This window comes from Leisingera sp. ANG-M7, from assembly GCF_000813965.1.
Taxonomy (GTDB): domain Bacteria; phylum Pseudomonadota; class Alphaproteobacteria; order Rhodobacterales; family Rhodobacteraceae; genus Leisingera.
This window is the reverse complement of sequence record NZ_JWLI01000001.1, coordinates 340,909-367,518: the sequence shown is the minus strand read 5'-3', so window position 1 is coordinate 367,518 and position 26,610 is coordinate 340,909. Positions and strand designations below refer to the sequence as shown.

Below are 26,610 nucleotides of genomic sequence, written 5' to 3'. Positions count from 1 at the left end.
CCCGGACGGGCGCGGTAGGAGGGCGGGAGGGGGCGCTGCCCCCTCGGCGCCGGGGCGCCTCACCCCCGGAGTATTTAGCCAAAGGTGAAAAGGGGCGCGCGCCGCGCCGCGTCAGCGGCGCCCGGCCCAACCGCGCAAGGGGATCTGTGATCCTTGCAGCGCGGGCGGGAGCGCCCGGGGCTTCAGCTGCGGGCCACCATCAGCCGGGTGAGGCCGTGGAAGTGGAAGGTGTTGGAGTATTCCGGCTCCGCCGCCAGCCTCAGGTCCGGACAGCGCGCGAACAGGATCGGCAGGGCGATCTGCATTTCCAGCCGCGCCAGCGGCGCGCCGACGCAGAAATGCAACCCGCCGCCAAAGCTCTTGTTCACCTTGGGCGGGCGTGCGGGATCGAACTTATCCGCATCGTCCAGCGCCTTCGGGTCGCGGTTGGCAGCACCCAGCAGCAGCGCCACCTGATCGCCGCGCTGGAAGGTGTGGCCGAACACCTCTGCCTCCTCATAGGCGTAGCGGGTGAACAGATGCACCGGCGGATCAAAGCGCAGGATTTCCTCCACCAGCCCCTCGATCCCTTCCGGCGCCAGCCACTCCGGCTGCCAGCCCTGCTGCAACATGGTTTTCACCCCGTTGCCCAGCGAATGCACTGTAGCCTCGTGGCCTGCGTTCAAGAGCAGGATGCAGGTGCCAATCAGTTCGTCGGTGGACAGCTTGTCGCCTTCTTCCTCAGCGGCGATCAGCCGGGTGATCAGGTCGTCACGGGGATCGTTGCGGCGTTCCGCGATGTAGCCCTGCAAAAAGTCCGTGAACTCCTGAGCCGCCTGCGCTGCAGTGTGCTCTGTCGCCTCTGTGCGCGCGGCCTGATACATCGCCACGATCTTGTGCGACCAGTCCACGAGATTGGCGCCCATCTCTTCGGGAACACCCAGAAGGCGGCAGATGGTCACCACCGGAACCTGTGTGCAATAGGCCTCCAAGAGGTCAAAGGGCTGATCCGGAAAGGCGTCGATCAGCTGGTGGCACAGGTCCCTGATCCCCGGTTCCAGCGCCGCGATTCCGCGGGAGGTGAACGCGTGCAGCACCAGGCGGCGCAGGCGGGTGTGGCGGGGCGGCTCGGCATCCAGCATGGAGTGCGCCTCCACCGCCAGAAAGGGGGCCAGATGGGCGGGGCCGGGCTTGCGCAGCTCTTTCGGCACCTCGCGGCCGAAGCGGCGGTCGCGCAGCAGCATATGCACCGCTGAATGGCCGAAGGCGGCGACCATGCCGTAGTCCTGCCAGTGGTGCAGCTGCCCTTGTTCCCGGGCTGCAGCATAGAAAGAGTAAGGGTCCTGCACAAAGGCGGGATCGGTGGGGGATTGGTTTAAAGTCTTCATACACCGGTTGTTGCCGTTGCATCTGGTCAATGCAAGGGGCGCTTTGATAACGTGCCGCAATGAAAACACAGCACTATCTCCGCTGGAGCCTGCCTGCCGGGTTCCTCGTGGCCGTGGCGGCATTGGCGCTTGCGGTCTGGTCTTACGGATACCGTCAGGCGCTGAACGGCCTGGCAGAGCGCAGCGCTGCGGATCTGGCGCTGGCGTCGGACCGCGTCAGCACCCAGCTGCAAGTCTATCAGGAACTGGCGGTTTTGACGGCAGAGCATCCGGTGCTGGCGGATTTGTCTTCGCCCGAAGCGCGGGCAGAGGCGGCGGAGCTCTTGCGCGCGGTCGCCGACAAGACCGCGGCGCTGGATGTGTTCTTTGCTGCCGCAGACGGGCGGGTGCTGGCGGCGGCCGAAGGGGTGACTGGCGCCAGCGTGGCAGCGGAGGATTATTTCATCCGGGCCACGCAGGGCGCGCTGGGCACCGGCCATGGGGTGCTGCCAGCGGAGGGCAAGCGGGCCTATTTCTATGCGGCCCCTGCCTTTTCCGGTGAGGGCCGGGTGCGGGGCGCGCTGGTTGTGGTCGCGGATGTCGGAGACGTGGAGCAGACCTGGCGCGGCTCCTTGCCCGCGGTGTTCTTTACTGACGAGCGCGGAGAGGTATTCATTGCCAACCGCACGGAGCTGCTGTTCTGGCAGCGCGGCGCTGACGGGCAGAATCCAAGCGTGACGGGACGGGACTATTTTGCCGGGCATGAGATCTGGAGCCTGGAGGGCAGCCCCTATCTGCCTGCGCAGGCGCTGCATCTGACAGTAGGCTTGCCGGTCATCGGCATGACCGGGGAGATCCTGGTGGATGTGGCGCCGGCCCGGCGGATCGCGCTGCTGCAGGCGGCGGCGCTGGCGGCGGTGTGCCTGGCGCTGGGTGCGATGCTGTTCATCGTGATGGAGCGGCGGCGCACTCTGGCGGAGGCCAACGCGGTGCTGGAGAGCCGGGTTGAGCAGCGCACCCGCGACCTGTCGGCGGCCAACACCCAGCTGCGCCGCGAGGTGCGCGAGCGGGAGGAGGCCGAAGCGGCCCTGAAGCGGGCGCAGGAGGATCTGGTGCAGGCGGGCAAGCTGTCGGCGCTGGGCCAGATGTCGGCAGGGATCAGCCATGAGCTGAACCAGCCCCTGATGGCAATACAGCAATTCGCCGAGAATGGCGCCGCCTTTCTGGAGCGCGGCAAGGCGGAGCGCACCAGTGAAAACCTGGGCCGGATTGCCGACATGGCGGCGCGGATGGCGCGGATCATCAAGAACCTGCGCGCCTTCGTGCGCAACGAAAGCGAGCCGATGGGGCAGGTCGATCTGGTGCAGGTGATTGACGCCGCGGTGGAGCTGACCGCGCCGCGGCTGAAGGCTGACCATATTGACCTCCGGTGGAACGCGGCGGCCTGCGGCGGGGTGGTCCATGCCTGGGGCGGCGAGGTGCGGCTGACGCAGGTCTTTGTGAATCTGATCAACAATGCCGCCGATGCCATGCAGGGGCAGGAGGAGAAGGTGATCTCGATCACCGTCGACACCGGGCCGCGGCTGCAGGTGAGGGTGCAGGACAGCGGCCCTGGCATCAAGGAGCCGGAGAAAATGTTTGATCCCTTCTATTCCACCAAGGCGGTGGGCAGTTCCGAGGGTATGGGGCTGGGGCTGTCGATCTCATACGGGCTGGTGCAAAGCTTTGGCGGCAATATCCGCGGCGCCAACACCGGCGGCGGCGCCGTGTTCACGGTGGAGCTGGAGCCGTGGCGCGAGGGTGAAGAAAAGGGAGACGCCGCATGACCCGCAAGGTTCTCTTGGTGGATGATGACGCGGCGGTGCGCGAGGCACTGGCGCAGACACTGGAGCTGAACGACCTGGATGTTGTGGTCTGCGGCTCGTTTGTGGCGGCCAAGGATCACATCACGCCGGCGTTCGGCGGCATTATCGTTTCCGACATCCGGATGCCGGGGCGGGACGGGTTTCACCTGCTGGACTATGCCCGCGGCGCGGATGAGGAATTGCCGGTGGTGCTGCTGACCGGCGAGGGCGACATTCCGATGGCCGTGAAGGCGATGTCGCAAGGCGCCTTTGATTTCCTGGAGAAACCCTGCGCGCCTGCCGACTTTCTGCCGGTCTTGGAGCGTGCGCTGAAAACCCGGGCGCTGGTGCTGGAAAACCGGCGGCTGAAGCACCAGCTGGAAACCGGCGACCCGGCGGCACGCCTGCTGTTCGGGACCTCGCCGCAGGCCAAGGAGATGCGCCAGCGGGTGCGGGCGGTGGCGCCGACAGGGGCAGAGGTGCTGGTCACCGGCGCGCCGGGCAGCGGCATTTCCAAGGTGGCCGAGGTCATCCACCTGATGTCGCCCGCCGCGCAGGGGCCCTTTGTGAAACGCCCGGCCGCAGGGCTGGCGGCGGAAACCGTGGCGGAGCTGTGCCAGGAGGCGGCGGGCGGATCGCTGTTTCTGGATGAGGTGCAGGCGCTGCCGGAGGCGGCGCAATACGCGCTGCTGGCGCAGCTGGAGCAGGGCGGCGGGGTGCGGATCATCGCGGGCTCCAGCGCCAGTCTGGCAGAACTGGCGCAGGCAGGGAAGTTCAGCGCCGATCTGTTCTACAGGCTGGATGTGATGCGTGTGCGGATCCCCTCGCTGGCGGAGCGTCCTGGCGACATTCCAGTGCTGTTCCGCCATTACGTGGCGCAAGCCGCAGAGCAGGCAGGGATCGAGCCGCCGGAGATCAGCCAGGACCATCTGGCGGCGCTGATGGCGCAGGATTGGCCGGGCAATGCGAGATCTTTGATGTCGGCGGCGATGCGGTTTGTGCTGGGAATGCCTGAGGAAGCCGCAGCGGCGGCCGGGCTGGGGCTGGCGGAGCAGATGGCGCAGGTGGAGCGCTCTCTGCTGATTGCGGCGCTGGGCCGTGCCAACGGGCGCGCGGCTGCGGCCGCCGAAGCCCTGAAGCTGCCGCGCAAGACGTTTTATGACAAGCTGGCCCGCTATGGCATCCGGCCCGAGGATTACCGCCGCTAAGGGCGTTTGGCCGGGAACCTTGCGGTTCGTTCTGTCCGGCGCTGTGGCCGGGGCCGTTAAGGAGGCGGCGCCGCCGGGAGGCCCTGGGTGGGGCCAAAGGCGGAGGGAGGACGGGGGTCGCAAGCCCCCATGTCCGCTGAAGCCTTCGGTGCGGGACGCCCCTGAACCCGATGAAGAGGTGGTCTCGGGGGCCCTGTGGTCTCCTGGTGGTGCGGGGTGTCAGTCCGCACCGGTGTCGCGACGGGAGTGAGTATCGCAAGCCCGGGTTAAGGAGCGGCAAGCGGTGCGTACGGTGGGGGCGCAACACCCCGGGGCCGGGGCGAATTAGGCGAGGCCGGGAGCCCCCCCCTCTCGGCGGCATAGCCGCCTGACGGGCAGTGGGACGGGGATATTTTCAGCCTGAAGTAGGGGGCGATTCCCGTGTGCTGCTGTCCGGCGCTAACATTTGTGCGGTTTTCCGCACAAAGCCCGGAATGCCCTGTGCGGGTTTTCGCACAGCTTGCTGCAGGCACATCGCGGGCGCATTTTCGCAGGTCCGTAAGCCTATGCAAAATTGCGGAAAATCCCATGCCGCCGTGATTCTCGAATCAATTCTTGAGCGGTTTTCCGCAACTTGGGATGCTCTTGCCAGGCCTCAGCCATGCGCTGAGTGCACCATCGGATTACAGACGATTTTTCTGGGAGGAAAAACCATGAAATTCCTGACAACTGCCGCCACCGCATTGGCTCTGGCCGTTTCCGCAGGCGCCGCAAGCGCCGCTTGTGACGACGGCGAGATCGTGGTGAAGTTCAGCCACGTCACCAACACCGACAAGCACCCCAAGGGGATTGCCGCGGCGCTGCTGGAAAAGCGCGTGAACGAAGAGATGAATGGCACCATGTGCCTGGAAGTCTATCCGAACTCCACGCTCTACAATGACAACAAGGTGCTGGAAGCGATGCTGCAGGGTGATGTGCAGCTGGCCGCGCCGTCGCTCTCGAAATTCGAGAAGTTCACCAAGCAGTTCCGCCTGTTCGACCTGCCGTTCATGTTCAAGAACATCGAGGCCGTGGATGCCTTCCAGGCGTCCGAGACCGGCCAGGAGATGCTGAACTCGATGCAGCGCCGCGGCCTGCAGGGGCTGGGCTACTGGCACAACGGCATGAAGCAGATGTCCGCCAACAAGCCGCTGGTCGAGCCGTCTGACGCCAACGGGCTGAAGTTCCGCGTGCAATCCTCTGACGTGCTGGTGGCGCAGATGGAAGCAATCGGCGGCAGCCCGCAGAAAATGGCGTTCTCGGAAGTTTACGGCGCGCTGCAGCAGGGGGTTGTCGACGGGCAGGAAAACACCTGGTCCAACATCTACGGCAAGAAGTTCTTTGAGGTGCAGGACGGCATCACCGAAACCAACCACGGCGCGCTGGACTATCTGGTTGTGACCTCGGTTGACTGGCTGGACAGCCTGGATCCGGCAGTGCGCGACCAGTTCCTGAACATCCTGAACGAGGTGACCGCGACCCGCAACGCGGAGTCGACCAAGGTCAACGGCGAAGCACGCCAGGCGATCATCGACGCCGGCGGCGTGGTGCGCGAGCTGACCCCTGAGCAGCGCGCGGCCTGGGTCGAGGCGATGAAGCCTGTGTGGGAGAAATTCGCAGGCGACGTCGGCCAGGAGAAGATCGACGCGGCGCAAGCCATCAACGCAGGCCTCTAAAGGCCACCTCCGGGGTGCCCTGCACGGGCGCCCCGTGACCGCAGGCGGCGCGGGGATCCGCCGCCTGCACCCCTTCTTTCCGCAAAACTTGGGAGGCAGCCATGGCGGGGTCCAGAACCGGCCCGAGCGGGCTTATCAATTCACTCGAAGAAACCCTGATCGCGCTTCTGCTGGGGCTGATGACGGCGATCACCTTCGCTAACGTGATCGCACGCTTCGTGTTCAATTCAAACATTTTATGGGCGCTGGAGCTGACCGTGTTCCTGTTTGCCTGGCTGGTGCTGCTGGGGGCGTCTTATGCGGTCAAGACCCACGCGCATCTGGGCGTTGATGCCATCGTCAACATGCTGGCGCCGGGTGCGCGCAAGGCGGTGGGCCTGTTTGCTGCCGGATGCTGCATCGTGTTTTCGCTGCTCCTGCTGAAGGGCGCTTATGACTACTGGGCGGTGTTTGCCGACCTGCCGCCCACCTCCGGCCGCTGGTTTCCGACCGGGCTGGACATGAAGGCGCGCAGCCAGAGCTTCTATGAGGTGCAGGACGTGCCGATGGTGGCGGTCTTCAAGTTCCTGGAGGACCTGATCAATTACGGCGATTCTTACGAGAAACTGCCGAAAGTGGTGCCTTATGTGGTGCTGCCGGTGTCGATGCTGCTCTTGGTGTTCCGCTTCATCCAGGCGGCGTTCCAGATTGCCCGCGGCGAGGCCGACCGTCTGGTCGCCAGCCACGAGGTCGAAGACGAAATTGCAGAAGTGCAAGCGCAGCGCGGGGAGCATGACTGATGGAAGTGGTAATCCTCTTTGCGATGGTGATCGGCCTGCTGCTGATCGGGGTGCCGATTGCGGTGTCCCTCGGCCTCAGCTCGACCATTTTCCTGCTGATCTATTCCGACAGCTCGCTGGCGTCGGTCGCAGGTACGCTGTTTGAAGCCTTCGAGGGGCATTTCACCCTGCTGGCGATCCCGTTCTTCATCCTGGCCTCAAGCTTCATGACGACGGGCGGCGTGGCGCGGCGGATCATCCGTTTCTCCATCGCCTGCGTTGGCCATCTGCCGGGCGGTCTGGCGATCGCTGGCGTGTTTGCCTGTATGCTGTTTGCCGCGCTGTCCGGGTCGTCGCCCGCGACCGTGGTGGCCATCGGCTCCATCGTGATCGCAGGCATGCGGCAGGTGGGCTACACCAAGGAGTTCGCGGCCGGCGTGATCTGTAACGCAGGCACCCTGGGCATTCTGATCCCGCCGTCGATCGTGATGGTGGTCTATGCGGCGGCGGTAGAGGTCTCTGTCGGGCGGATGTTCCTGGCCGGTGTCATTCCGGGCCTGCTGGCCGGTCTGTTCCTGATGGTCACCATCTATGTGATGGCCAAGGTCAAGAACCTGCCGAAGGGCGAGTGGAAGGGCTGGGGCGAGATCATCACTTCAGGCCGCGAGGCCGGCTGGGGGCTGTTCCTGATCGTGATCATCCTGGGCGGCATCTATGGCGGCATCTTCACCCCGACTGAAGCGGCGGCGGTGGCGGCGGTCTATGCCTTCCTGATCGCGTCTTTTGTGTACAAGGACATGGGGCCGCTGTCGAACGGCGAGGGCGAGGCGAAGACGCCGCTCTTGAAGAAACCTTATGCGCTGGTCACTGCCTTCTTCCACAGCGACACCAAGCACACGCTGTTTGAGGCGGGCAAGCTGACCGTGACGCTGCTGTTCGTGATCGCCAATGCGCTGATCCTGAAGCATGTGCTGACCGATGAGCAGGTGCCGCAGCATATCGCCAATGCGATGCTGTCGGCGGGCTTTGGCCCGGTGATGTTCCTGGTCGTCGTCAACGTGATCCTGCTGATCGGCGGCCAGTTCATGGAGCCTTCGGGCCTCTTGGTGATCGTGGCGCCGCTGGTGTTCCCGATTGCCATCGAGCTGGGCATCGACCCGATCCACTTGGGCATCATCATGGTGGTTAACATGGAGATCGGCATGATCACCCCGCCAGTTGGCCTGAACCTGTTCGTGACCTCGGGCGTGGCGGGGATGCCGATGATGGGGGTGGTGCGTGCGGCCCTGCCGTTCCTGGCAGTGCTGTTCGTGTTCCTGATCCTGATCACCTATGTGCCCTGGCTGTCGACCGTGCTGCCAAATGCGGTGATGGGGCCGGAGATCATAACAAAGTAGGCGATTTGCCAAAAAGAAACGCCCCGGGAGACCGGGGCGTTTGTCATTTCAGGGCAGGGGCTTTGCCCCTCTGCGCCGCGGGCGCATTCACCCCAGGATATTTCCTGCCAGATGAACAGGGGATCCGTTCTTCATCTGGCTGAAAATATCCCCGCCGGAGGCACGCGCCGCAAGGCGCGTATCAGCTGGCTTCCAGCGCGGTGATGATCGGGGAGAAATCCGCGGCCTTGAGGCTGGCGCCGCCCACCAGCGCGCCGTCGACGTTGGAGACGGCAAAGATTTCCGCGGCGTTCGACGGTTTGACCGAGCCGCCGTAGAGCAGCCGGATGCTGTCTGCGGTTTCCGCGCCGAAACGGGCGGTGAGCTCGGCGCGCAGGAAATCGTGAACCTCTGCGATCTGCTCCAGCGTTGGCACCTTGCCGGTGCCGATGGCCCAGACCGGTTCATAGGCGATCACGGTGTTTTCACCGGTGGCCGAAGCGGGAACGGAGCCTGCAAGCTGGGTGCCGGCCACTTTCAGCGTATCGCCGGCTTCGCGTTCCGCCAGGGTTTCGCCAATGCAGATCACCGCAATGAGGCCCTCGCCGATGGCGGCCTCAGCCTTGGCGCAGACCTGTGCATCGGTCTCCCCATGGTCGGCCCGGCGTTCGGAGTGGCCGAGGATCACGGCGGAGGCGCCTGCGTCCTTCAGCATCGCAGCCGACAGATCGCCGGTGTGGGCGCCGGAGGCGTTTGCATGGCAGTCCTGGCCGCCGATGGCAACGGTGCCGCCCTTGGCGGTGTCCGCGGCGCGGGACAAGAGGGTTGCAGGCGGGCAGATCAGAATGTCGGCTGCGGGGCGTGCATGGCTTTCCGCAAGTGCCGCCAGTTCCGCGAGGCTCGTGCCGGTGCCGTTCATCTTCCAATTGCCTGCTGCCAGTTTCCGCCGCATGGGGGGCCTCCGAAATGTGGTGTTTCGGCGTGACTGGTAGCACCGGCGGCGGGGCGGCGCAATTCGCTTGGGCGATGACCTGAAAAGCAAAAGGGCGGGGAAAGCCCCGCCCGGTGTTTTCATAGCTTTGGCGCCGGATCAGGTTCCGGGCGCTTCCTTGAAGGAGATCGACTCGCCGCAGCCGCAGGCCTCGGTGACATTGGGGTTGTTGAACTTGAAGCCGCTTTCCAGCAGCGTGACCTCATAGTCGATCTCTGTCCCGAACAGGAACATCTGCGCCATCGGCGCGATCAGGATACGGGCGCCGTCCTGTTCCACGACCTCGTCATTGGGATCGGGCGCGTCGACATATTCCATGGTGTATTCCATGCCCGCGCAACCGCCCTTTTTGACGCCGATGCGCAGGCCGGCGTGGCCGTCCTTTGCCATCAGCTTGGCGATCTGGGCCGCAGCCTTGGGCGTCATCGTCACCGCCTGTTTGCCGGGAATGCCGAACATGTAAGTCTCCTTGCGCTTCCCTTGTTATCTAGGATGGCTGCCGGGGCGGCTCAACCCCGGATGCGACAGGGATGCATAAGATATACCCGATATGCAGAATTAAAAGAGGCCGCCTCCTGGGCAGGGAGGCGGCCATTGATGGGGTGTCCGTCGCGGGGGGAAGGACGGTGGTCAGAGCCCCATGCAGTTCGCGTAGAAGGTGGTGGTGGCGGGCCAGTCGGAGAACACGCCCTGCACCCCCACATCCCGGGCCAGCACGTCCAGCAGCTGGTAGTACATGCTGTCATCGGTGGTCAGGTCGGAGACGGACTGGAAGTACCAGCCGCCGCCTGAGGCCAGCGGGCCGGAGCGTTCCAGGGTCCAGGTGATCAGCTTGAGGCCCGCCGCCTTGGCATCCTTGGCATAAGCCGAGGGGACGATCTTGCCATTCTCAGCAGTGACCAGCATCCACATCGGCGGCGCGATGTAGTTGACACCTTTGGCGTGCAGCGCGGCAAAGTCATGCGGGAAGGTTGCCGGGTTATTGTGGTCGAAGCCTTCGAGGTTGTAACTGGCGTCGAGGAACACCGCCTGCTTGCCGAATTCCGGCTCGTTTTCAATCCAGTAGAGCACGTCGTTCAGGTTGAAGCTTTGCGCCCAGACGTCGGAGGCGGGGATGCCGGCGGCCTTGTATTCATCAATCAGCTTCTGGGCGTAGTCGGCCTGGGAGAAGCCGTTGAAGGGCATTTCCACTGCCGGGCTCTTCAGTTCCGGGGTGAATTTGGCGCCCAGCGATTTGAACAGTTCGATCGACTCTGCGTGGGTCATGCTGGTGGCGTCGCCGGCGAACAGGGTGGAGCGCCAGCTGGCGGTGCCGCCCTGGTAGGCTTCGGCGGTCAGGGCCGTTTTGTCCGCGCTGTCCATCTTGGGCTGCAGGGTGCGGAACTCGGCCAGCGTGATGTCGGAGGTGCGGCACTCGGCGTTAGCAGGTGTTTCGCCGTCCGCCGGGGTGAACGATGTGATGCAGGTGTCCGCCAGATCCGAGGTCAGGATGTTGGTGGTGGTGTGCAGGTCGTTCTGGGCGTGGCGGCAGACCAGCTCCAGATCCTTGGTGAAGGTGACATCGCATTCCAGAATGCCGGCGCCCATCTGCGCAGCGGCGATGTTGGATTCGGCGGTGTGTTCGGGGAACATCAGTGGCGCGCCGCGGTGGCCGATGGAGAAATCCGTGCGCTGGGGCGTCTGGCCTAGGCAGGACTGCAGCTTCTCTTTCAGAGCGCCCTCGGGCAGCTTGGAGACCAGATAGGCGGGGCGGGGGCCGTAGCTGAGGCCCGTATCCGCCGCAACCGGGGGATTGCCGGCAAAGACGGCGGTAGACACAAGCAGGGCGGTTGCCGAAGTCAGGGCGCAGCGCATTGAAAATTCTCCGGTTGGTCAAAATTTGCGCCGAGAGTGGCGCCTGTATGTAACACCCGGATTGCGCCCGCATGACGGGCGCATCAAATTCTCATGACAACCGGCGCGGTGCGCGGGCTTGGAACCTTACATAAAGCCCAGTTCGAGGCGTGCCTCGTCGGACATCATTTCCATGCCCCAGGGCGGCTCCCAGGTCAGTTCGACATCAACGCTTTTGACGCCGTCGACCGGCGATACAGCATCGATCAGCCAGCCCGGCATCTCGCCTGCCACCGGGCAGCCCGGCGCGGTCAGGGTCATGATGATCTTCACGTCGTTTTCGTCATTGATGTCGATGGTGTAGATCAGGCCAAGCTCGTAAATGTTCACCGGGATTTCCGGGTCATAGACGGTGCGGCAGGCGTCGACGATAGCCTCGTACAGCGGGTGGCTGACGGAGGAGGGGGCGATCAGCGGGGCGCCTTCGAGCGGTTCGGCAGGGTTGGTCATGAGGATCCCGGTTCTATTTTCCGACGGTTTATATAGGGAATATGCGCCCCGGCGTCCAGAGGCGGCGGTCATGGCGGGGCTAGGGAAATGTGCCTCACGCTGATGTGAAAATTTGATTTGGGGCTGCACCCGCTCTACGTTGTGAATCCCCCGCGATGTTTTTGTAAAGGCTGCCAGATTGCAGCGGACCGGATGCTGTTTGCCGTCCGGGCCGGGTGGACTGGTGCGCCGGGAGGAGCGATGCTTGATCCGATTGCACCCCTACGCGCTGCCGCCCAGGTCAGTCTGGCGGCCGCCGCGGGTCTGGCTGGGGCGGTTGCCGCCGCGGCTGGGGAAAGCTGGCAGTGGCAGCTGACGCCGTTCATGGTTGCGCCTTCCATCGACAGCACGACCGAGCTGGGCTGGACCGGCGGCGATGTATCCATTGACGCCGGCGATGTGTTCGACCAGCTGCAGGCGGGCGGGATGCTGCAGTTCGAGGGCACCCACTACAGCAATTTCGGCTTCCGGCTGCGCTATGCGGTGCTGGATGCCGATTCCAATGCGCTGTCGTCAGTGGGGCCGGGCGGGGTGCGCTACGATCAGAACCTGGCCGAGGCGCTGGTGACCTACCGGTTCGGGCGCGGGCTGGATCAGTTTGAGGTCTTCGGCGGCCTGCGCCACTGGGATGTGGATGTGACCGCCTCCTTGCCTGGGGCGGCCCTGTGGCGCGGGGCGGACTGGACCGATCCCGTCGTTGGCATGCGCTGGGAACGGCGGCTGTCGGACAACTTCAGCGTTACCCTGGAAGGGGACATCGGCGGATTTGGCGCCGGGTCGGAGGAAAGCTGGTCGCTGGCGGGCGGCCTGGTGCATCACCGCTGGAAGAACGCGTCCATCTATGTGCTCTACCGCGGGCTGGGGGTGGAGTATGAAGAAGGTGCCCGCAGCACCGGCAGCTTCTTCCGCCATAACGCGGTGACGCACAGCCTGCTGGCCGGGGTTGGGTTCCGGTTTTGAGGGTTGAGAAGCGAGCTTGCTGTAGCCCTGCGCCTGTATGGCCGCGGGCCAGCTGAAGGGGCAGATGGCAGAAACAGAAGTTTGCACGGTATGCGGCGAAGGGGGACAAAGAGACCATTTTGGCGAATGCTGTGAGGGGCATCAAAGAAGGCTTACTATTTTCCTTGAATCCAGTGATCTGATTAAGCAAACGAATATCATTGTTCTATTATTGCTGCGGGCGATATTGTCCCGTCGGTCCAACAGAGGTGGGTATCGCTTTGAACTGGTGGAAAAAGCTCCGAGGGCAGGGGCCTGAAGCAAAGGTCGTGAAACCAGCAGGCAACCATATCGAGAACTTACAGACCCACCCTGTCGTCAGTATTCAACAAATTGGTGAAACCGCTGAGCTCCCGGTTTGGGTTGATGTTCCACCCGAAGAACCCACCACGTCAACTTTCAATGGGTTGCTTTGGGAAGTTGAACCTATGGGTGAGTATCTCTACTTCCTTGCGGGTAACTTTCCAAAGAACGAAAGAGGACTACTCCGCTACGCAAGTGCTAAGACAATAGCTGAAGTTTATGTCAGCTTCGAAGATGATGTGATTTCTGTAGACCGCTCGGAGATGCAAAGATCGTCAGAAATTGCTCATAACGAGATGACTTACAGCAGTGATTTCATTGGAATGCAGGCGGGTGAAATTAGCGCCTTTGCCCATGACAGGACACAATCCGCCGGTTATGCCAGACGGCTTGCCACGCTGTCCGTAAAAGACTTGCGAGGCGGCATTGGCTACATGGAACAAGCCGATGAATTTAACCCCGGTCCGTGGGTCCGCCTGTTGTGGAGCAAAAATACCGAGACCTCTCAAGGTTTACGGGTCACAAAAATCGCTGTCAGGTCCAGCGATGCCGATCAGCAATTTGGCCCTATGCATGATCTTTTGACGACACTCATAGATCGGTATCAAAACATTGAGGATCATCCATTGTCAGGCGCGGTCAGAATGTAGCCTGTCGTTTTCAATCAAAGCCTGCATTGGTGCAATTTGAGTACCGCCATCGACACCTTATAGCTGACTTTGGCGCACCCGCAGCAAATTGCAGCTCCGTTCGGCAACGCGTTCTTCCTTCCGGCACTTGTGAAAGTTTGCAAGCAAGAGGCGGCTGCTTTCTGCACAGCCAGTGTGCCTTGTTAGGTCATGGGAGCGGCCGGACTTGGACTCTTTGAAGAGTAAAGCGCGGGCATCCGGTTAGCCCGAACGGGGCAGCCAGACGCTGTCAGCGAAACGAATGCGCCGGATGAAGGCAGGCATGCAAAGCCTTGCCAGAACCGGAGCCCAGGAGGGCTCCGGCCTGAGGATCAGTCGTTGATATCGTGGTTGAAGGTCTTCACCTGGCCCTTGGGCAGGGCGAAGAACTTGCGCATCACCAGCCAGGCCGCCAGCGACAGGGCGGCGAAGATCAGGAGCAGCGGCGGCAGGGTGATGCCGGCGCCGGCCAGCAGCAGCAGCGCCACCACCGCCGCGCCGATGGCAAAGCCCAGGAAGACAAAGCCCGGTGCCAGAACCTCAAGGATGGCCAGTACCAGCGCGCCGGCGCCCCAGACCCACCACAGGGCCCAGAAGGGGGCATCCATCACTTGCCCCCTTTTAGCAGGCTGAAGGCATTGCCAAAGGCCTCCAGCGCGTGGGCGGGGACCACGATGGTCTGCTTGCCTTCGCCTTTGCCGAGCGCAGTAAGGGACTCCACCTGTTTCAGGGCAACCTGATACTGTGCAGCCTCCAGCCCGTTTTCGGCAATGGCCTTGGCAACAACTTCGGTGGCATAGGCCTCAGCCTCGGCTTGGATGCGGCGGGCCTTGGCGGTCTGTTCGGCGGCATAAAGCTCTGCATCGGCCTGAAGTTCGACGGCGCGTTTCTGGCCCTCGGCCTTGGTCACCTCGGCGCGGCGGGCGCGTTCGGCATTCAGCTGCTGCAGCATGGCATCGCGGGTGGCCTGGTCCAGGTTCACATCCAGGATCTCGGCGCGGGTCACTTCGATGCCCCAGTCATCCACTGCGCTTTCGACGCTTTCCTGGATGCGGGAGATCAGCTGGGCGCGGTTCGACTGCACCTCGTCCAGGTCCATCTTGCCGATCTCGGCGCGCACGATGCCGGCAACGGTGGTAGCGATGGCGCCATCGACGTCGCGGATCCGGTAGACGGTCTTTTCCGGCTCAAGAATGCGATAGAACACCGAGGTGTCGATCTGCACCAGCACGTTGTCCTTGGTGATCGCGTCCTGGGTGGCATTGGGCAGCTGGCGTTCCAGGATCGAGATCTTGTGGCGGGCCACGTCGAGGAAGGGCACGATGAAGTTGATGCCCGGGCCAAGCACCGAGTGCAGGCGGCCAAAGCGTTCGACCACGTATTTTTCCGACTGCGGCACGATCTTGATGCCTTTCAGGACAATAATGACCAGCAGAACGGCGCCCAGCAGATACAGCAGGTTGCCGGACAGGAGTTCGAGGATGAGGTCTTCGTTCATGTAAAATTCCTTTGATGGATCAGCAGGGGCCGCAGAGGCTGCAAGCGCAGCCGGTTCCGGCGGCGCGCCGGGCAGGGGCTCTGCGCCGGGGGTCTTGGCCTTGTTCAATGACAAGCCTCTTTGTGTGCAATGGTATGCAAATGGATGTTTGCCGCGGCGGTTTCAAGGGTTTCCGGCGTATATGACGCGTCGCAGCGCAGGCTGGCAAGCCCGGACAGGCCTGCCAGCATCGGTCAGTTGCTGCTGGGTTTCAGCCGCCGCAGCGGTGCCGGGCGGACCCGGTTCTCGATCTCGGCGTAGATCAGGCCCGCGATGTTCTTTGCGGAGGTCTTCTCGATCCCTTCCAGCCCGGGCGAGGAGTTCACCTCCAGCACCTTGGGGCCGGTTTCCGAGCGCAACAGGTCGACGCCCGCCACATTGAGGCCAAAGGCGCGAGCAGCGCGCACGGCGGTGGCGCGCTCCTCCTTGCTGATGCGGACCGTTTCGGCGCTGCCGCCCAGGTGCAGGTTGGAGCGGAAGTCGCCTTCTGCCCCTGAGCGTTTCATCGAGGCCACCACCTTGGACCCGACCACAAAGCAGCGGATGTCTACGCCCGCGGCCTCCTTGACGAATTGCTGCACCAGGAAGTTGGCCTTGAGCCCGCGGAAGGCAGTGATGACGCTTTCGGCGGCTTTCTTGGTTTCCGCCAGCACCACGCCCTTGCCCTGGGTGCTTTCCAGCAGTTTCACGATCAGGGGTGCGCCGCCAACGATCTGGATCAGGCTGCCGGTGTCCTTGGGCGAGGCGGCAAAGGCGGTGGCGGGCATGCCGATCTTGTGGCGCGCCAGGATCTGGTGCGCGTGCAGCTTGTCGCGGCTGGCGGTGATGCCCTCAGACCCGTTGACGCAGAAGGTGCCCAGCGTTTCGAACTGGCGCAACAGCGCGGTGCCGTATTGGGTGACAGAGGCGCCGATGCGCGGGATCACCGCGTCGTAGCGGGGCAGGCGTTTGCCGTCGTAATGGATTTCCGGCGCCAGCGCGTTCAGCGCCATGTAGCAGCGGGTAGTGTTGATCACTTCCACCGTATGGCCGCGGCTTTCGCCTTCTTCCACAAGGCGGCGGGTGGAGTAGTTGTCCTCGCGGCTGAGCACGGCGATGCGTAGGGCGCGCTTGGGGGCGGATTTGCGGATATTGGCAGAGGCGTAGACGGAATAGTCCAGCGCCGGCTGGCACATGCGCTCACCGGGCACCACGGTCACGTTTTCGGTCAGCGCCTGGCGGCCCAGCAGCATGTGTTTCGCCATGCCCCGCCGGTCGGTCAGCGTCAGTTCCACCGGCCAGGCCTGGCCGCCGATCTCCATCGGCGTCTCGATCACGAAGCGCATTTCGCTTTCGCCGTTTGACGAAGTCACTTCGCGCCGGTCCTTGATCAGGGCAGAGCAGGGGATTTCCAGATCATACTGGCCGGGAATGGGGTGCACCATGAAGCGCACCTTAGGGGCATTTGCGGGCCCGAATGTTTCGATCCCGGTGGCGTGCAGAGATGAGGTGCGGGCGCCGGTGTCGACCTTGACCCGCAGGGCGGGTAGGCCGAGGTCCGGCAGGCTGACCCATTCCTCCCAGCCGAGTTTCAATTGCGGCGCAGGGTCGGCTGTGGACATGAGCTTGGCTCCTTGGCATTAGGGGTGAATCACCGGGATGCCGGTTTAAGTGTAACGGCAGGAATACGAGATGGCAGAGCTTTTCAACTTCGAACTGAAGGCAACCGACGGCAAGGCGCGCACAGGTGTCATTAATACCCCGCGCGGCGACATCCGCACGCCTGCCTTCATGCCGGTTGGCACTGCCGCAACAGTCAAGGCGATGATGCCGGAAAGCGTGCGCGCGACCGGCGCCGACATTCTGCTGGGCAATACCTACCACCTGATGCTGCGCCCGACGGCAGAACGGATTGACCGGCTGGGCGGGTTGCACAAGTTCATGAACTGGGAGCGCCCGATCCTTACCGACAGCGGCGGGTTTCAAGTGATGTCGCTGGCGGGGCTCAGGAAACTGACCGAGAAGGGCGTCACCTTCAAGAGCCATGTGGACGGCTCCAAGCATGAGCTGACGCCGGAGCGGTCGATGGAGATTCAGCGGCTGCTGGGCTCCGACATCGTGATGTGCTTCGACGAATGCCCGGCGCTGCCTGCGGACCGCGACCGGATTGCCGAGTCGATGCGCCTGTCGATGCGCTGGGCGGAGCGCAGCCGTGAGGCCTTCGGGGATCGTCCGGGCCATGCGCTGTTCGGCATCATGCAGGGCGGGCTGGAGCAGGACCTGCGCGAGGAAAGCGCCGAAGCACTGAAAAAGATCGGCTTCGAGGGCTATGCGGTGGGCGGACTTGCGGTGGGCGAGGGGCAGGAGGCGATGTTCGACTGCCTGGATTATGCCCCCGGTTTCCTGCCTGAGGACAAGCCGCGCTATCTGATGGGGGTGGGCAAGCCCGACGATATCGTTGGCGCTGTTGCCCGCGGCATCGACATGATGGACTGCGTGCTGCCGTCGCGCTCTGGCCGTACGGGGCAGGCGTTCACCCGCTATGGTGTGGTGAACATCAAGAACGCCCGGCACCAGGACGACCCGCGGCCGCTGGATGAGCATTGCAGCTGCCCGGCGTGCTCGAACTATTCCCGCGCTTACCTGCATCATGTGTTCCGCTCCAACGAGATGATTTCGGGGATGCTGCTGACCTGGCACAACCTGCATTACTTCCAGGAGATCATGGGAGGAATGCGGGAGGCTATTGCTGCCGGAACGTTTGAAGCCTGGCAGAAGGATTTCCACGACACCCGCGCACAGGGCGATATTGAGCGGCTGTAAAGCCGCGCAATTGAACAGTCTGCTGTGCGCAGGTGAGCAGCAGTTCCGGCTGTCCCCCGCTTGAACGCGCGGCGTGCAATGCTCAGGTCTTTCCGGCAACGTTCCTGTTGCTGGAAACTTTGACCGGAGGGAAATCCCCGTGAGCCAAGAATTGTTTTCCGCCAGCACTGCTGGTGCAATCGAGCTGCGTAACCGCATTGTCATGGCGCCGCTGACCCGAAACCGGGCTGACGACCAGACCGGCGAGGTTCTGGACCGTCATGTGGAGTACTATGCCCAGCGGGCGGGTGCAGGCCTGATCATCACCGAAGGCAGCCAGATCAGCCCCGAGGGCAAAGGCTATATCCAGACCCCGGGCATCCACACGGCGGCGCAGGCCGCGGCCTGGCGCAAGGTCACCGATGCGGTCCATGCGAAGGGCGGCAAGATTGTCATTCAGCTGTGGCATGTCGGGCGGATCACGCATGACTCGCTGCTGCCCGAAGGTACCCAAGCCGTGTCTTCCACCGATGCCGCGGCTGAGGCCCAGACCTTCACCCGCAATGGTGTTGAGCCGACGGCCACGCCGCAGGCGCTGAGCGCCGAAGGCATTCAGCGGGTGGTCGCCGACTATGTTCAGGCGGCGAAATACGCTAAGGACGCAGGGTTCGACGGTGTCGAACTGCATGCGGCCAACGGCTATCTGCTGGAGCAGTTCCTGAAAGACGGTGTGAACACCCGCGCGGATGCCTATGGCGGATCGCCGGAAAACCGCGCCCGGATCGTTTTTGAAATTCTGGACGGGCTGCTGACGGTTTGGGAGGCCGGCCGCATTGGCCTGCGCCTGTCGCCTTTCGCGACCTTCAACGATGTTTCCGACAGCGATCCCCTGGGCCTGTACACGCCGCTCATCCAGCGTCTGAACAGCTATGGCCTGGCCTACCTGCACATGGTCGAAGGGGAACCAGGCGGCAGCCGCGATGGTGGTTTCGAGGCTCTGCGCAAGCTCTATACCGGCACCTATATGGCCAACAATGGCTATGACCGTGAAACTGCGCTGGCGCGGACGGCATCTGGCCAGGCGGACCTCGTGGCCTTCGGGCGCCCCTTCATCGCCAACCCTGATCTGGTTGACCGGCTGGCAGCGGATGCGCCGCTGAACGACGGCAATCCGGAAACCTACTATGGCGGCGGAGACGACGGCTATACCGATTACCCGTTGCTGGAGCAGGTGGCGGCCGAGTAGCCAGCGGTCCTTCAGATTGAGGATTTGCGGCCGGGCTGTACACGCCCGGCCGCAGATAGCGGGCCGTGCGCCCGCGTTCACCTGTTATGAAGACCTGATCCGCTATCCTGCCGACAAAATGCGGAGGATGGCGATGACATTTTTGCGTGCGCTGGCTCTGGCCGCGCTGCTGGGCGGCTCTCCTGCAGCCGAGGCGCAGACTGCACAAAGCAACACAGCGCCGGGTTCCCTTGCGGAAGCCTCAAGTTTTTTCAAAGCGCCGCCGCTGGATGGCTGCCGGATCTCCATTGACGAATTGATCAAGGGCGGCTCGCAGGCTTTGCGCGGGCAATGGATCGTGCAGAAGGGGCCGGGCGAGATATCACTGAACACAGGCGGGCGCATCGAAATGGTGCCGCTGCCGCAACGCACCGGCGACCTGCTGCGCCTGGGGTTCCGGGGCGGGCGGCTGGTGGCGGATTCCGCGGCCTTGGGGTTTCTGCCCATCGGGGTGGAGAACCGGGCGCCGCTGAAGCCCGGCACGGGCCTCAGGGCCGATAGCGTCGGCCGTGGCGATCTGGCTGACGGCGCTGAGGTTTTCCTGGATGAATTGGCGCTGGGCGCGCTGCCCTGCGGCGCGGATCAGCTGCTGCGGCTGAACCTGCTCGCGGAGCGCGACAGCGGCACCGGAGAGGCGCTGCGGCAGGACATCCGCCTGTTTCTGGTCGACCAGGGCCGGATGAGCGGTACCTACCGCGAAACCGGTCCGGGCGGGCGGCTGGAGCGCGGTCTTATCACGCTGCTGCGGCGCTGACAGGCCCTTGCGGAGTTATCCACAGGGAAGCCCCGCAAGGCCTTCATCATTTGCTCACCCTTCCTGCATTTGCGCCCTTGTGGTCCCGGCGCGCAGCGGGCAAGGTGAGCCCCAGCCTTGAGGTGCCGCGGTTGAAAACAAAGGGCCGCCCCACCAAGTAAAGACATCCAATGAGGAGACGGGCCAAAGCTGCCAATACCGGGGCCGGGCCGTCTTGCCTAACCAAAGGACCGAGTATGCAAGAGCCACTCAATTCCTCCTACCCAGTCCTGCCGCTGCGCGACATCGTGGTGTTCCCCCACATGATCGTGCCGCTGTTTGTGGGCCGGGAAAAATCGGTGCGCGCCCTGGAAGAGGTGATGGCTGACGACAAGCAGATCCTGCTGTCGAGCCAGATCGACCCCTCCGAGGACGATCCCGAAACCGATAGCATCTACACCGTCGGCGTGCTGGCCAATGTGTTGCAGCTGCTGAAACTGCCCGATGGCACCGTCAAGGTGCTGGTCGAGGGGCAGAGCCGCGTGAAGATCACCGAGTTCCTGGAGAACGACAATTTCTTCGAAGCCAAGGCCGAGGAACTGGGCGAGATTCCGGGCGACGTCACCACCACCGAGGCGCTGGTGCGCACTGTGGGCGACGAGTTTGAACGCTACGCCAAGGTCCGCAAGAACATCCCCGAAGAGGCGCTGTCTGCTGTCGGTGAGACCGCTGAGCCGGCTAAGCTGGCCGACCTGGTGGCAGGCCATCTGGGCATTGAAGTGGACCGCAAGCAGGAACTGCTGGAGACGCTCTCTGTCAGCGAGCGTCTGGAGAAGGTCTATGGCCTGATGCAGGGCGAAATGTCGGTCCTTCAGGTCGAGAAGAAGATCAAGACCCGCGTCAAATCCCAGATGGAGAAGACCCAGCGCGAATACTATCTGAATGAGCAGATGAAGGCCATTCAGAAGGAGCTGGGCGACGGCGAGGAAGGCGCAGGCGAAATCGCCGAGCTGGAAGAGAAGATCGCCGCCACCAAACTGTCGAAAGAAGCACGCGAGAAGGCGGATGCTGAGCTGAAGAAGCTCAAGAACATGTCGCCGATGTCGGCGGAAGCCACGGTTGTGCGCAACTACCTCGACTGGATGCTGTCGATCCCGTGGGGCAACAAATCCCGCGTCAAGAAAGACCTAAACAAGGCGCAGGAGATTCTGGATGCGGATCACTACGGCCTGGAGAAGGTCAAGGAGCGGATCGTCGAGTATTTGGCAGTGCAGCAGCGCTCGGCCAAGCTGAAGGGGCCGATCCTGTGCCTCGTCGGCCCTCCGGGCGTGGGTAAAACCTCGCTGGGTAAATCCGTGGCCAAAGCCACCGGCCGCGAATTCATCCGCATCTCGCTGGGCGGCGTGCGCGACGAATCCGAAATCCGCGGCCACCGCCGCACATATATCGGTTCGATGCCCGGCAAGATCATCCAGGCGCTGAAGAAGGCCAAGACCACCAACCCGCTGATCCTTCTCGATGAGATTGACAAGATGGGCCAGGATTTCCGCGGCGACCCGGCCTCGGCGATGCTGGAGGTGTTGGATCCGGAACAGAACAACACCTTCATGGATCACTACCTGGAGGTGGAGTACGACCTGTCGAACGTGATGTTCCTGACCACCTCGAACAGCTACAATATGCCCGGGCCGCTCCTGGACCGGATGGAGATCATTCCGCTGTCCGGCTACACCGAAGACGAAAAGCGCGAGATTGCCAAGCAGCACCTGATTTCCAAGCAGGTGAAGAACCACGGCCTGAAGGCCAAGGAGTTCGAGCTGACCGATGATGCGGTGACCGAGATGATCCGCACCTACACCCGCGAGGCCGGTGTGCGGAACCTGGAGCGCGAGATCGCCAAGGTGGCGCGGAAGTCGCTGACCAAGATCGTCAAGAAAGAAGCCGAAAGCGTGACCGTGACGGCGGACAACCTGGATGATTTCCTGGGCGTCAAGAAGTACCGCTATGGCCTGGCCGAGCTGGAGGATCAGGTGGGTGTCGTCACCGGTCTCGCCTATACTTCTGTCGGCGGTGAGCTGCTGTCGATCGAGGCGCTGCGGCTGCCGGGCAAGGGCCGGATGAAGACCACCGGCAAGCTGGGCGACGTGATGAAGGAGTCGATCGAGGCGGCGTCAAGCTATGTGCGCTCGGTCAGCCCGCAGATCGGCGTCAAGCCGCCGCAGTTCGACCGGCTGGATATCCATGTGCACGTGCCGGACGGCGCAACGCCGAAGGATGGCCCCAGCGCCGGCCTGGCGATGGTCACTGCGATTGTGTCGGTGCTGACCGGCATTCCGGTTCGCAAGGACATTGCGATGACCGGCGAAGTCACTCTGCGCGGCAATGCCAGCGCCATTGGCGGCCTTAAGGAGAAGCTGCTGGCGGCACTGCGCGGCGGCATCAAGACGGTGCTGATCCCGCAGGAGAACGAAAAGGACCTGCCGGAGATCCCGGACAACGTGAAAGAGGGGCTGGAGATCATCCCCGTCAGCCACGTGTCCGAGGTTCTGGAACACGCGCTGGTCTCCAAACCCGAACCCATCGAGTGGGACGAGGAGGCGGAGGAAGCCGCAGCTGCCAAGGCGGCGCTGAAAGGCTCCGGCGAGGGGGCTGGCGCCACCGCTCATTGATCCGCTGATCAGATAAGATGACAAAAGGAAAGGGCGGTCCCAAAGGGCCGCCCTTTTTCAGTGTTCTCTTCCGTTCTGGCCCTTCTTGCCGGGGCATATTGTTCTGGGCGTTTGCGAACGGGAACAGGGGCTCCCGTTCGCAGCTGGCAGCGCTTCCAGCGCCGCCAGCAGGAAAGTTCAGGCCGCCTTGCTGGCGCCTGCCATCTTGTCCTGCACGGTGGCAATGGCCATTTCCGCAGGGCTGACATCCGCGGCCTTGGCCTGGGTCAGGATCGCCGCCATGGTTTCATCGAGCGCTTGCAGCTTCTCGGCGACAAAGCCTTCACGGTCCTTGATCTTCTGGATCTCGGTCGCGACGTTGATAATGCCTCCGCCATTGGCCACGAAATCGGGCGCATAGAGGATGCCGCGGGCATGCAGCGCTGCGCCGTCTTCAGGTGTTGCCAGCTGGTTATTGGCGCCGCCTGCAACGATATCCGCCTTCAGCTGCGGGATGGTCTGGGCATTCAGGATGCCGCCGATGGCGCAAGGCGCAAAGACGTCCGCCTCGGCGCCGTAGATCTCTGCCAGCGGCACGGCCTTGGCACCGAATTCGGCAATTGCCTGCTCGACGCGAGACTCGTCGATGTCAGTGACAACCAGCTTGGCGCCGGCTTCATGCAGGAACTGGCAGAGGTACCAGCCGACGTGGCCAAGGCCCTGCACCGACACGGTGACGCCGGCCAGATCGCGGCTGCCGTGCTTGTGGGCGCGGGTGGTGCGGATCGCGTTGAAGATGCCGCGCGCGGTGATCGGGGAGGGGTCGCCGCTGGCAAACTCGCCATCAGCAAGGCCGGCCACGAACCGGGTTTCCTCCGCGAGGACAGCCATGTCGGCGGGGCTCATGCCCATGTCCTCGGCGGTGATATAGCGGCCGTCCAGGCCCTCGATGGCGCGGGCAAAGGCACGCAGCAGCTCCGGCGATTTGTCCTTGGCCGGATCGCCGATGATCACCGCCTTGCCGCCGCCCAGGGTCAGGCCTGCCGCCGCGTTCTTGTAGGTCATGCCTTCGCTCAGCCGTTTGACGTCGGTCAGCGCTTCGTTTTCGCTGGCATAGGGGCGCATGCGCAAGCCGCCGGCCGCCGGTCCCAGATGGGTGGAATGCACGGCGATAAAGCCGAGAAGGCCAACAGCGGGCTCCTCGACGCGGTAGATCTCTTCATGGGTGCTGGACGCAATGGCGGTCACTGTCATCTGGATGGCTCCTCCAAAACTTTCCAGGATACTACCAGTGCGCAGGCGCCGGTTTTCACCAAAAGGAGCTCCCGGGCTGGCGTGATTTGGTGGTATGCTCTAGGAGCGGCGCTGGTTTTAGAGGAAAGCACCATGGATTCGATTGACCGCAAGATTGTCGCTGCGCTTCAACGCAATGGGCGGCTGAAGATTTCCGAGCTGTCGGAGATGATCGGCTTGTCCCCTACGCCCTGCGCCCGCAGAGTTGCAAATCTGGAAGCCAGCGGTGTGATCGCGGGCTATTCGGCGCGGGTGGATCAGGCCAAGCTGGGGCTGCCGGTGACAATCTTTGTGGCGGTGGAGCTGGAGCGGCAGTCCACTGACGCGCTGCAGGCCTTTGAGAAAGCGGTGCGCAAATTCGATCAGGTGATGGAGTGCTACCTGATGACCGGTACGCGCGACATCCTCTTGCGGGTGGTGGCAGAGGACCTGCCTGATTTCGACCGCTTTCTGGAGGACCGGCTGATGCGGGTGCCGGGAATCCGCAACACTCGGTCCAGTTTTACCCTGCGGACCATGATACAACGCGACGCGCTGCCATCCTGCTGACCGGTTCATGGCGGGAGGAGGGGCGCGGGCTTAACCTCAGACCCTTGGCCAACTGCGCACCAGCTGCAGCCGGCAGCGCGGCATCGGCACGCTGTCCGTCTGCCGGCTGCACCTGCGCTTGGACACTGTGAAAGCCAAAGACTGCGCCGCTGAAGAAAATGCGCGGGAAGCGCAAAAATCTGCCAAAGACCCTCTTGCAGAGCCCGCACCGGGCAGTTAAAAGCCTGCCTCACGGGTGATTAGCTCAGTGGTAGAGCGCTTCGTTCACATCGAAGATGTCAGGAGTTCAAATCTCTTATCACCCACCATTCTATCCCTTTGATTTACATGGGTTTCTGCTTAATAGCAGGAAAGCTCCGCCTCGACTGGTACATAGAGGTGGTACATCAACATGGGGCGAGGGATGCCGAAACCAATCCGTATTGGTGCCAATCCGAACTACTATTTGAGGATTGCCGTGCCCGCTGACATAGCGAGCAAGGTCAAGGGAACGGAACTTTCTATCCCCCTCAATGGGAGTCTCCGGCGGGTGAAGGCCGGGAGTGCCGTTAAGGCTTCACTTGGGACGAGTGACTGGGAGGAAGCTAAACGGCGTTTTCTCCCGGCCCATGAGGCGATCCTGGCCCACTGGGATGCAGTCCGTACGGGACCTCAAAGGCTGAGCCACAAGTCGCTCCTGGCTCTGGCGGGCGAAATGCGAGCTGGCTGGGTCAAAGCATTTGATGAAGACCCCGGGGAGCCGGAAGTGTGGCAAAGGGTCCGGGCTCAAAACAATGCGGCTCTTTCGGACGGGCGGAAGCTTCTGTGGATACCGAGAGATGATCCCCCGCCGAATTCTTTGGAGGAGCGGTTTGGAGGCTTGGTTGACGCATTCCTTGCCAGCAAGCGAGTGTTGTTGCGCCTGGAAGATAGACCCAAACTGCTGCGAATGGTTGCGGATGCCATGAACGATGCCGCTAGGGTCAACGAGGCGAAGGCTGAGGGGGACTATTCAGATACCGGTGAGACCTCCAAATACCCCGAATACATCCCTGCACCAGCCACGCCTAAGGCTCCTGTAGCGGAGCCGGTAGTTACCTTCCAGTCCATCATCGACAAGGAGGTGAAGCAGCGTGCAGCGGGCAGGGGCGGCGTTGCTATGATTGCTGCGACTGAAAGCAAATTCAGGCGTGCCGCAACGGAGTATGCGGAGTTCGTGGGTAGCGAAAACGCGGCACAGATCACCGCAAAGGATGTCGATGGCTGGAAGCAGGACATGCTGGAAGCTGAAGAGCTTTCTAACAACACCATTGGTCAGCGGCTTCAGAACCTCCGTACAGTTGTAGAATGGGGGAGGCAGCAAGGGCTTGGAGAGTTCTTCCCTGAAGGAAACCCTCTGACCCTCGTAAAGCTCCCACGCCACCAGCCAGTTCCCAGTGAAGAGAAGACCTTTAGGCTTGATGAGGCCCAGAAGGTTCTTCGAATGGCCCGAAAGCAGTCAAAGCCAGACCTCCGCTGGTTGCCTTGGATGTGTGCTTACTCCGGTGCCCGGATTAATGAGGTCGGGCAGCTTGTCCCGAAAGACTTCTTCAAGGTGGGCGAGGACTGGTTCTACAAAATCACTACGATGGGAAAGCGGAACGTCAAGAACGAGCACAGTGTCCGACAGGTCCCCGTCCATCCTGACCTTGTAGCCGAAGGGCTTCTGGAATTCGTAAATGGGTGCAGCAACAAATCGCAAGACGCCCGTATGTTCCCAAATAGGGCGGCGTTGAACATCAGGGATTGGCTACGGGAAGAGTTGAAGATCACCCGCAAGGAGTTGGCGCCAAACCATGGGTGGCGACATTTGTTCGAGGATTTGGCGATGGCAGCCGGGATGTCCGACTCGGCAAAGTTATACATCACTGGCCGCTCTGGTGGCGGGTCAGCCCGGGCTTACGGCAAAGGATTTGAGATGCTTCCCGGCTTGGCGCAGCAGATGAAGCTGATAAAGTCGATACTGCGGTAATCTCCAGGACGGGAGCAGGGCAGATGAATACTGAACGTTTCGACGCTATCCTAGAGGCGGCATACAAAGAAATTGAATGGTCCTTAGAGGAGGCTTCGAGGATCAACCGACGGAACCCTCTTGTGCCATTGCTGGCCGGTGCAGCGTTTGCGACACTACTCTTAATTTTTATTTTGTTGGCCGTTCGGTTCCTGCATTGATTTCGTGACCTCTTCTGCGTCAAGC

The 26,610-nt window shown here is 62.7% G+C and carries 22 protein-coding genes and 1 tRNA gene; 14 read left to right on the top strand and 9 right to left on the bottom strand.

Annotation, left to right across the window (positions count from 1 at the left end):
• Positions 1-182: 182 nt before the first annotated feature.
• Positions 183-1,367 carry a cytochrome P450 gene (locus tag RA26_RS01885; RefSeq protein WP_039178976.1) on the bottom strand — a complete coding sequence of 395 codons (1,185 nt, stop codon included), beginning with the start codon at positions 1,365-1,367 and terminating at the stop codon, positions 183-185.
• Positions 1,368-1,426: 59 nt separating this feature from the next.
• Here RA26_RS01885 and RA26_RS01880 point away from each other — a divergent pair, with 59 nt between their 5' ends.
• The 5 genes from RA26_RS01880 (at position 1,427) to RA26_RS01860 (ending at position 8,247) form a co-directional block, all read left to right on the top strand.
• Positions 1,427-3,172, top strand: coding sequence for a sensor histidine kinase (locus RA26_RS01880; RefSeq protein WP_039178974.1), 1,746 nt, complete (start codon positions 1,427-1,429; stop codon positions 3,170-3,172).
• Positions 3,169-4,398, top strand: coding sequence for a sigma-54-dependent transcriptional regulator (locus RA26_RS01875; protein WP_039178971.1), 1,230 nt, complete (start codon positions 3,169-3,171; stop codon positions 4,396-4,398). Before RA26_RS01880 ends, RA26_RS01875 begins: the two co-directional genes overlap by 4 nt.
• A gap of 692 nt (positions 4,399-5,090) precedes the next feature.
• On the top strand, positions 5,091-6,092 hold the full coding sequence (locus RA26_RS01870) for a DctP family TRAP transporter solute-binding subunit (RefSeq protein WP_039178970.1): 1,002 nt from the start codon (positions 5,091-5,093) through the stop codon (positions 6,090-6,092).
• A 101-nt stretch (positions 6,093-6,193) separates the two neighbouring features.
• Complete coding sequence (locus RA26_RS01865; RefSeq protein ID WP_039178967.1) at positions 6,194-6,871, top strand: TRAP transporter small permease; 678 nt, start codon at positions 6,194-6,196, stop codon at positions 6,869-6,871.
• A complete protein-coding gene (locus tag RA26_RS01860; protein WP_039178963.1) occupies positions 6,871-8,247 on the top strand; it encodes a TRAP transporter large permease in 1,377 nt (458 codons plus the stop codon). The genes RA26_RS01865 and RA26_RS01860 overlap by 1 nt, the downstream gene beginning before the upstream one ends.
• 181 nt (positions 8,248-8,428) lie before the next feature.
• Here the strand turns inward: RA26_RS01860 and tpiA are convergent, their stop codons facing one another.
• The 4 genes from tpiA to RA26_RS01840 form a co-directional block, all read right to left on the bottom strand.
• A complete protein-coding gene (gene tpiA / locus RA26_RS01855) occupies positions 8,429-9,178 on the bottom strand; it encodes a triose-phosphate isomerase (RefSeq protein WP_039178960.1) in 750 nt (249 codons plus the stop codon).
• A gap of 138 nt (positions 9,179-9,316) precedes the next feature.
• Positions 9,317-9,676, bottom strand: coding sequence for a HesB/IscA family protein (locus tag RA26_RS01850; RefSeq protein WP_039178957.1), 360 nt, complete (start codon positions 9,674-9,676; stop codon positions 9,317-9,319).
• Between the two features lie 171 nt (positions 9,677-9,847).
• Positions 9,848-11,071, bottom strand: coding sequence for a glycerophosphodiester phosphodiesterase family protein (locus tag RA26_RS01845; protein ID WP_039178953.1), 1,224 nt, complete (start codon positions 11,069-11,071; stop codon positions 9,848-9,850).
• Between the two features lie 126 nt (positions 11,072-11,197).
• Positions 11,198-11,560, bottom strand: coding sequence for an SUF system Fe-S cluster assembly protein (locus RA26_RS01840; RefSeq protein ID WP_039178951.1), 363 nt, complete (start codon positions 11,558-11,560; stop codon positions 11,198-11,200).
• 240 nt (positions 11,561-11,800) lie between these two features.
• On the opposite strand from RA26_RS01840, the gene RA26_RS01835 reads away from it, so the two are divergent.
• Together RA26_RS01835 and RA26_RS01830 are read left to right on the top strand one after the other, a co-directional pair.
• Positions 11,801-12,559, top strand: a complete 759-nt coding sequence (locus RA26_RS01835; RefSeq protein WP_039178948.1) for a hypothetical protein — start codon at positions 11,801-11,803, stop codon at positions 12,557-12,559.
• 260 nt (positions 12,560-12,819) lie between these two features.
• A complete protein-coding gene (locus tag RA26_RS01830) occupies positions 12,820-13,551 on the top strand; it encodes a hypothetical protein (protein ID WP_152612546.1) in 732 nt (243 codons plus the stop codon).
• 350 nt (positions 13,552-13,901) lie between these two features.
• On the opposite strand, the gene RA26_RS01825 is transcribed toward RA26_RS01830, so the two are convergent.
• From RA26_RS01825 to rimK, 3 genes are all read right to left on the bottom strand, one after another.
• Complete coding sequence (locus RA26_RS01825) at positions 13,902-14,177, bottom strand: NfeD family protein (protein ID WP_039178943.1); 276 nt, start codon at positions 14,175-14,177, stop codon at positions 13,902-13,904.
• The gene (locus RA26_RS01820) at positions 14,177-15,067 is read right to left on the bottom strand and encodes an SPFH domain-containing protein (protein WP_039179938.1); all 891 of its coding nucleotides are present in this window, start codon (positions 15,065-15,067) and stop codon (positions 14,177-14,179) included. The genes RA26_RS01825 and RA26_RS01820 overlap by 1 nt, the downstream gene beginning before the upstream one ends.
• Before the next feature lie 233 nt (positions 15,068-15,300).
• A complete protein-coding gene (gene rimK, locus RA26_RS01815; protein ID WP_039178941.1) occupies positions 15,301-16,707 on the bottom strand; it encodes a 30S ribosomal protein S6--L-glutamate ligase in 1,407 nt (468 codons plus the stop codon).
• 70 nt (positions 16,708-16,777) lie between these two features.
• Between rimK and tgt the strand changes: the two genes are divergently transcribed.
• The 4 genes from tgt to lon all read left to right on the top strand — a co-directional run bounded on the left by tgt (position 16,778) and on the right by lon (position 22,574).
• Positions 16,778-17,908 carry a tRNA guanosine(34) transglycosylase Tgt gene (gene tgt, locus RA26_RS01810; protein WP_039178938.1) on the top strand — a complete coding sequence of 377 codons (1,131 nt, stop codon included), beginning with the start codon at positions 16,778-16,780 and terminating at the stop codon, positions 17,906-17,908.
• 139 nt (positions 17,909-18,047) lie between these two features.
• The gene (locus tag RA26_RS01805) at positions 18,048-19,133 is read left to right on the top strand and encodes an alkene reductase (RefSeq protein WP_039178935.1); all 1,086 of its coding nucleotides are present in this window, start codon (positions 18,048-18,050) and stop codon (positions 19,131-19,133) included.
• A 133-nt stretch (positions 19,134-19,266) separates the two neighbouring features.
• Complete coding sequence (locus tag RA26_RS01800) at positions 19,267-19,926, top strand: hypothetical protein (protein ID WP_039178933.1); 660 nt, start codon at positions 19,267-19,269, stop codon at positions 19,924-19,926.
• 236 nt (positions 19,927-20,162) lie between these two features.
• Positions 20,163-22,574 carry an endopeptidase La gene (gene lon, locus RA26_RS01795; RefSeq protein WP_039178931.1) on the top strand — a complete coding sequence of 804 codons (2,412 nt, stop codon included), beginning with the start codon at positions 20,163-20,165 and terminating at the stop codon, positions 22,572-22,574.
• A 177-nt stretch (positions 22,575-22,751) separates the two neighbouring features.
• Here lon and RA26_RS01790 read toward each other — a convergent pair whose 3' ends face one another.
• Entirely contained in the window at positions 22,752-23,807 is a 1,056-nt protein-coding gene (locus RA26_RS01790) for a Glu/Leu/Phe/Val family dehydrogenase (protein ID WP_039178928.1), read from the bottom strand.
• A gap of 132 nt (positions 23,808-23,939) precedes the next feature.
• Between RA26_RS01790 and RA26_RS01785 the strand changes: the two genes are divergently transcribed.
• From RA26_RS01785 to RA26_RS22000, 3 genes are all read left to right on the top strand, one after another.
• On the top strand, positions 23,940-24,395 hold the full coding sequence (locus RA26_RS01785; RefSeq protein ID WP_039178926.1) for an Lrp/AsnC family transcriptional regulator: 456 nt from the start codon (positions 23,940-23,942) through the stop codon (positions 24,393-24,395).
• A gap of 233 nt (positions 24,396-24,628) precedes the next feature.
• Positions 24,629-24,703 (top strand) — tRNA-Val (locus RA26_RS01780).
• Positions 24,704-24,798: 95 nt separating this feature from the next.
• Complete coding sequence (locus RA26_RS22000; RefSeq protein WP_052272277.1) at positions 24,799-26,385, top strand: DUF6538 domain-containing protein; 1,587 nt, start codon at positions 24,799-24,801, stop codon at positions 26,383-26,385.
• Positions 26,386-26,610 lie beyond the last annotated feature (225 nt).

Excerpts from the sequence above, each read along its gene's own strand:
- RA26_RS01860 (WP_039178963.1), top strand. The coding sequence starts at position 6,871 with ATGGAAGTGGTAATCCTCTTTGCGATGGTGATCGGCCTGCTGCTGATC.
- RA26_RS01785 (WP_039178926.1), top strand. The coding sequence starts at position 23,940 with ATGGATTCGATTGACCGCAAGATTGTCGCTGCGCTTCAACGCAATGGG.
- lon (WP_039178931.1), top strand. The coding sequence starts at position 20,163 with ATGCAAGAGCCACTCAATTCCTCCTACCCAGTCCTGCCGCTGCGCGAC.
- rimK (WP_039178941.1), bottom strand. The coding sequence starts at position 16,707 with ATGTCCACAGCCGACCCTGCGCCGCAATTGAAACTCGGCTGGGAGGAA.
- RA26_RS01845 (WP_039178953.1), bottom strand. The coding sequence starts at position 11,071 with ATGCGCTGCGCCCTGACTTCGGCAACCGCCCTGCTTGTGTCTACCGCC.
- RA26_RS01870 (WP_039178970.1), top strand. The coding sequence starts at position 5,091 with ATGAAATTCCTGACAACTGCCGCCACCGCATTGGCTCTGGCCGTTTCC.
- RA26_RS01800 (WP_039178933.1), top strand. The coding sequence starts at position 19,267 with ATGACATTTTTGCGTGCGCTGGCTCTGGCCGCGCTGCTGGGCGGCTCT.
- RA26_RS01820 (WP_039179938.1), bottom strand. The coding sequence starts at position 15,067 with ATGAACGAAGACCTCATCCTCGAACTCCTGTCCGGCAACCTGCTGTAT.
- RA26_RS01825 (WP_039178943.1), bottom strand. The coding sequence starts at position 14,177 with ATGGATGCCCCCTTCTGGGCCCTGTGGTGGGTCTGGGGCGCCGGCGCG.
- RA26_RS01835 (WP_039178948.1), top strand. The coding sequence starts at position 11,801 with ATGCTTGATCCGATTGCACCCCTACGCGCTGCCGCCCAGGTCAGTCTG.
- RA26_RS01885 (WP_039178976.1), bottom strand. The coding sequence starts at position 1,367 with ATGAAGACTTTAAACCAATCCCCCACCGATCCCGCCTTTGTGCAGGAC.
- RA26_RS01790 (WP_039178928.1), bottom strand. The coding sequence starts at position 23,807 with ATGACAGTGACCGCCATTGCGTCCAGCACCCATGAAGAGATCTACCGC.
- RA26_RS01865 (WP_039178967.1), top strand. The coding sequence starts at position 6,194 with ATGGCGGGGTCCAGAACCGGCCCGAGCGGGCTTATCAATTCACTCGAA.
- RA26_RS22000 (WP_052272277.1), top strand. The coding sequence starts at position 24,799 with ATGCCGAAACCAATCCGTATTGGTGCCAATCCGAACTACTATTTGAGG.
- tpiA (WP_039178960.1), bottom strand. The coding sequence starts at position 9,178 with ATGCGGCGGAAACTGGCAGCAGGCAATTGGAAGATGAACGGCACCGGC.
- tgt (WP_039178938.1), top strand. The coding sequence starts at position 16,778 with ATGGCAGAGCTTTTCAACTTCGAACTGAAGGCAACCGACGGCAAGGCG.
- RA26_RS01875 (WP_039178971.1), top strand. The coding sequence starts at position 3,169 with ATGACCCGCAAGGTTCTCTTGGTGGATGATGACGCGGCGGTGCGCGAG.
- RA26_RS01880 (WP_039178974.1), top strand. The coding sequence starts at position 1,427 with ATGAAAACACAGCACTATCTCCGCTGGAGCCTGCCTGCCGGGTTCCTC.
- RA26_RS01850 (WP_039178957.1), bottom strand. The coding sequence starts at position 9,676 with ATGTTCGGCATTCCCGGCAAACAGGCGGTGACGATGACGCCCAAGGCT.
- RA26_RS01840 (WP_039178951.1), bottom strand. The coding sequence starts at position 11,560 with ATGACCAACCCTGCCGAACCGCTCGAAGGCGCCCCGCTGATCGCCCCC.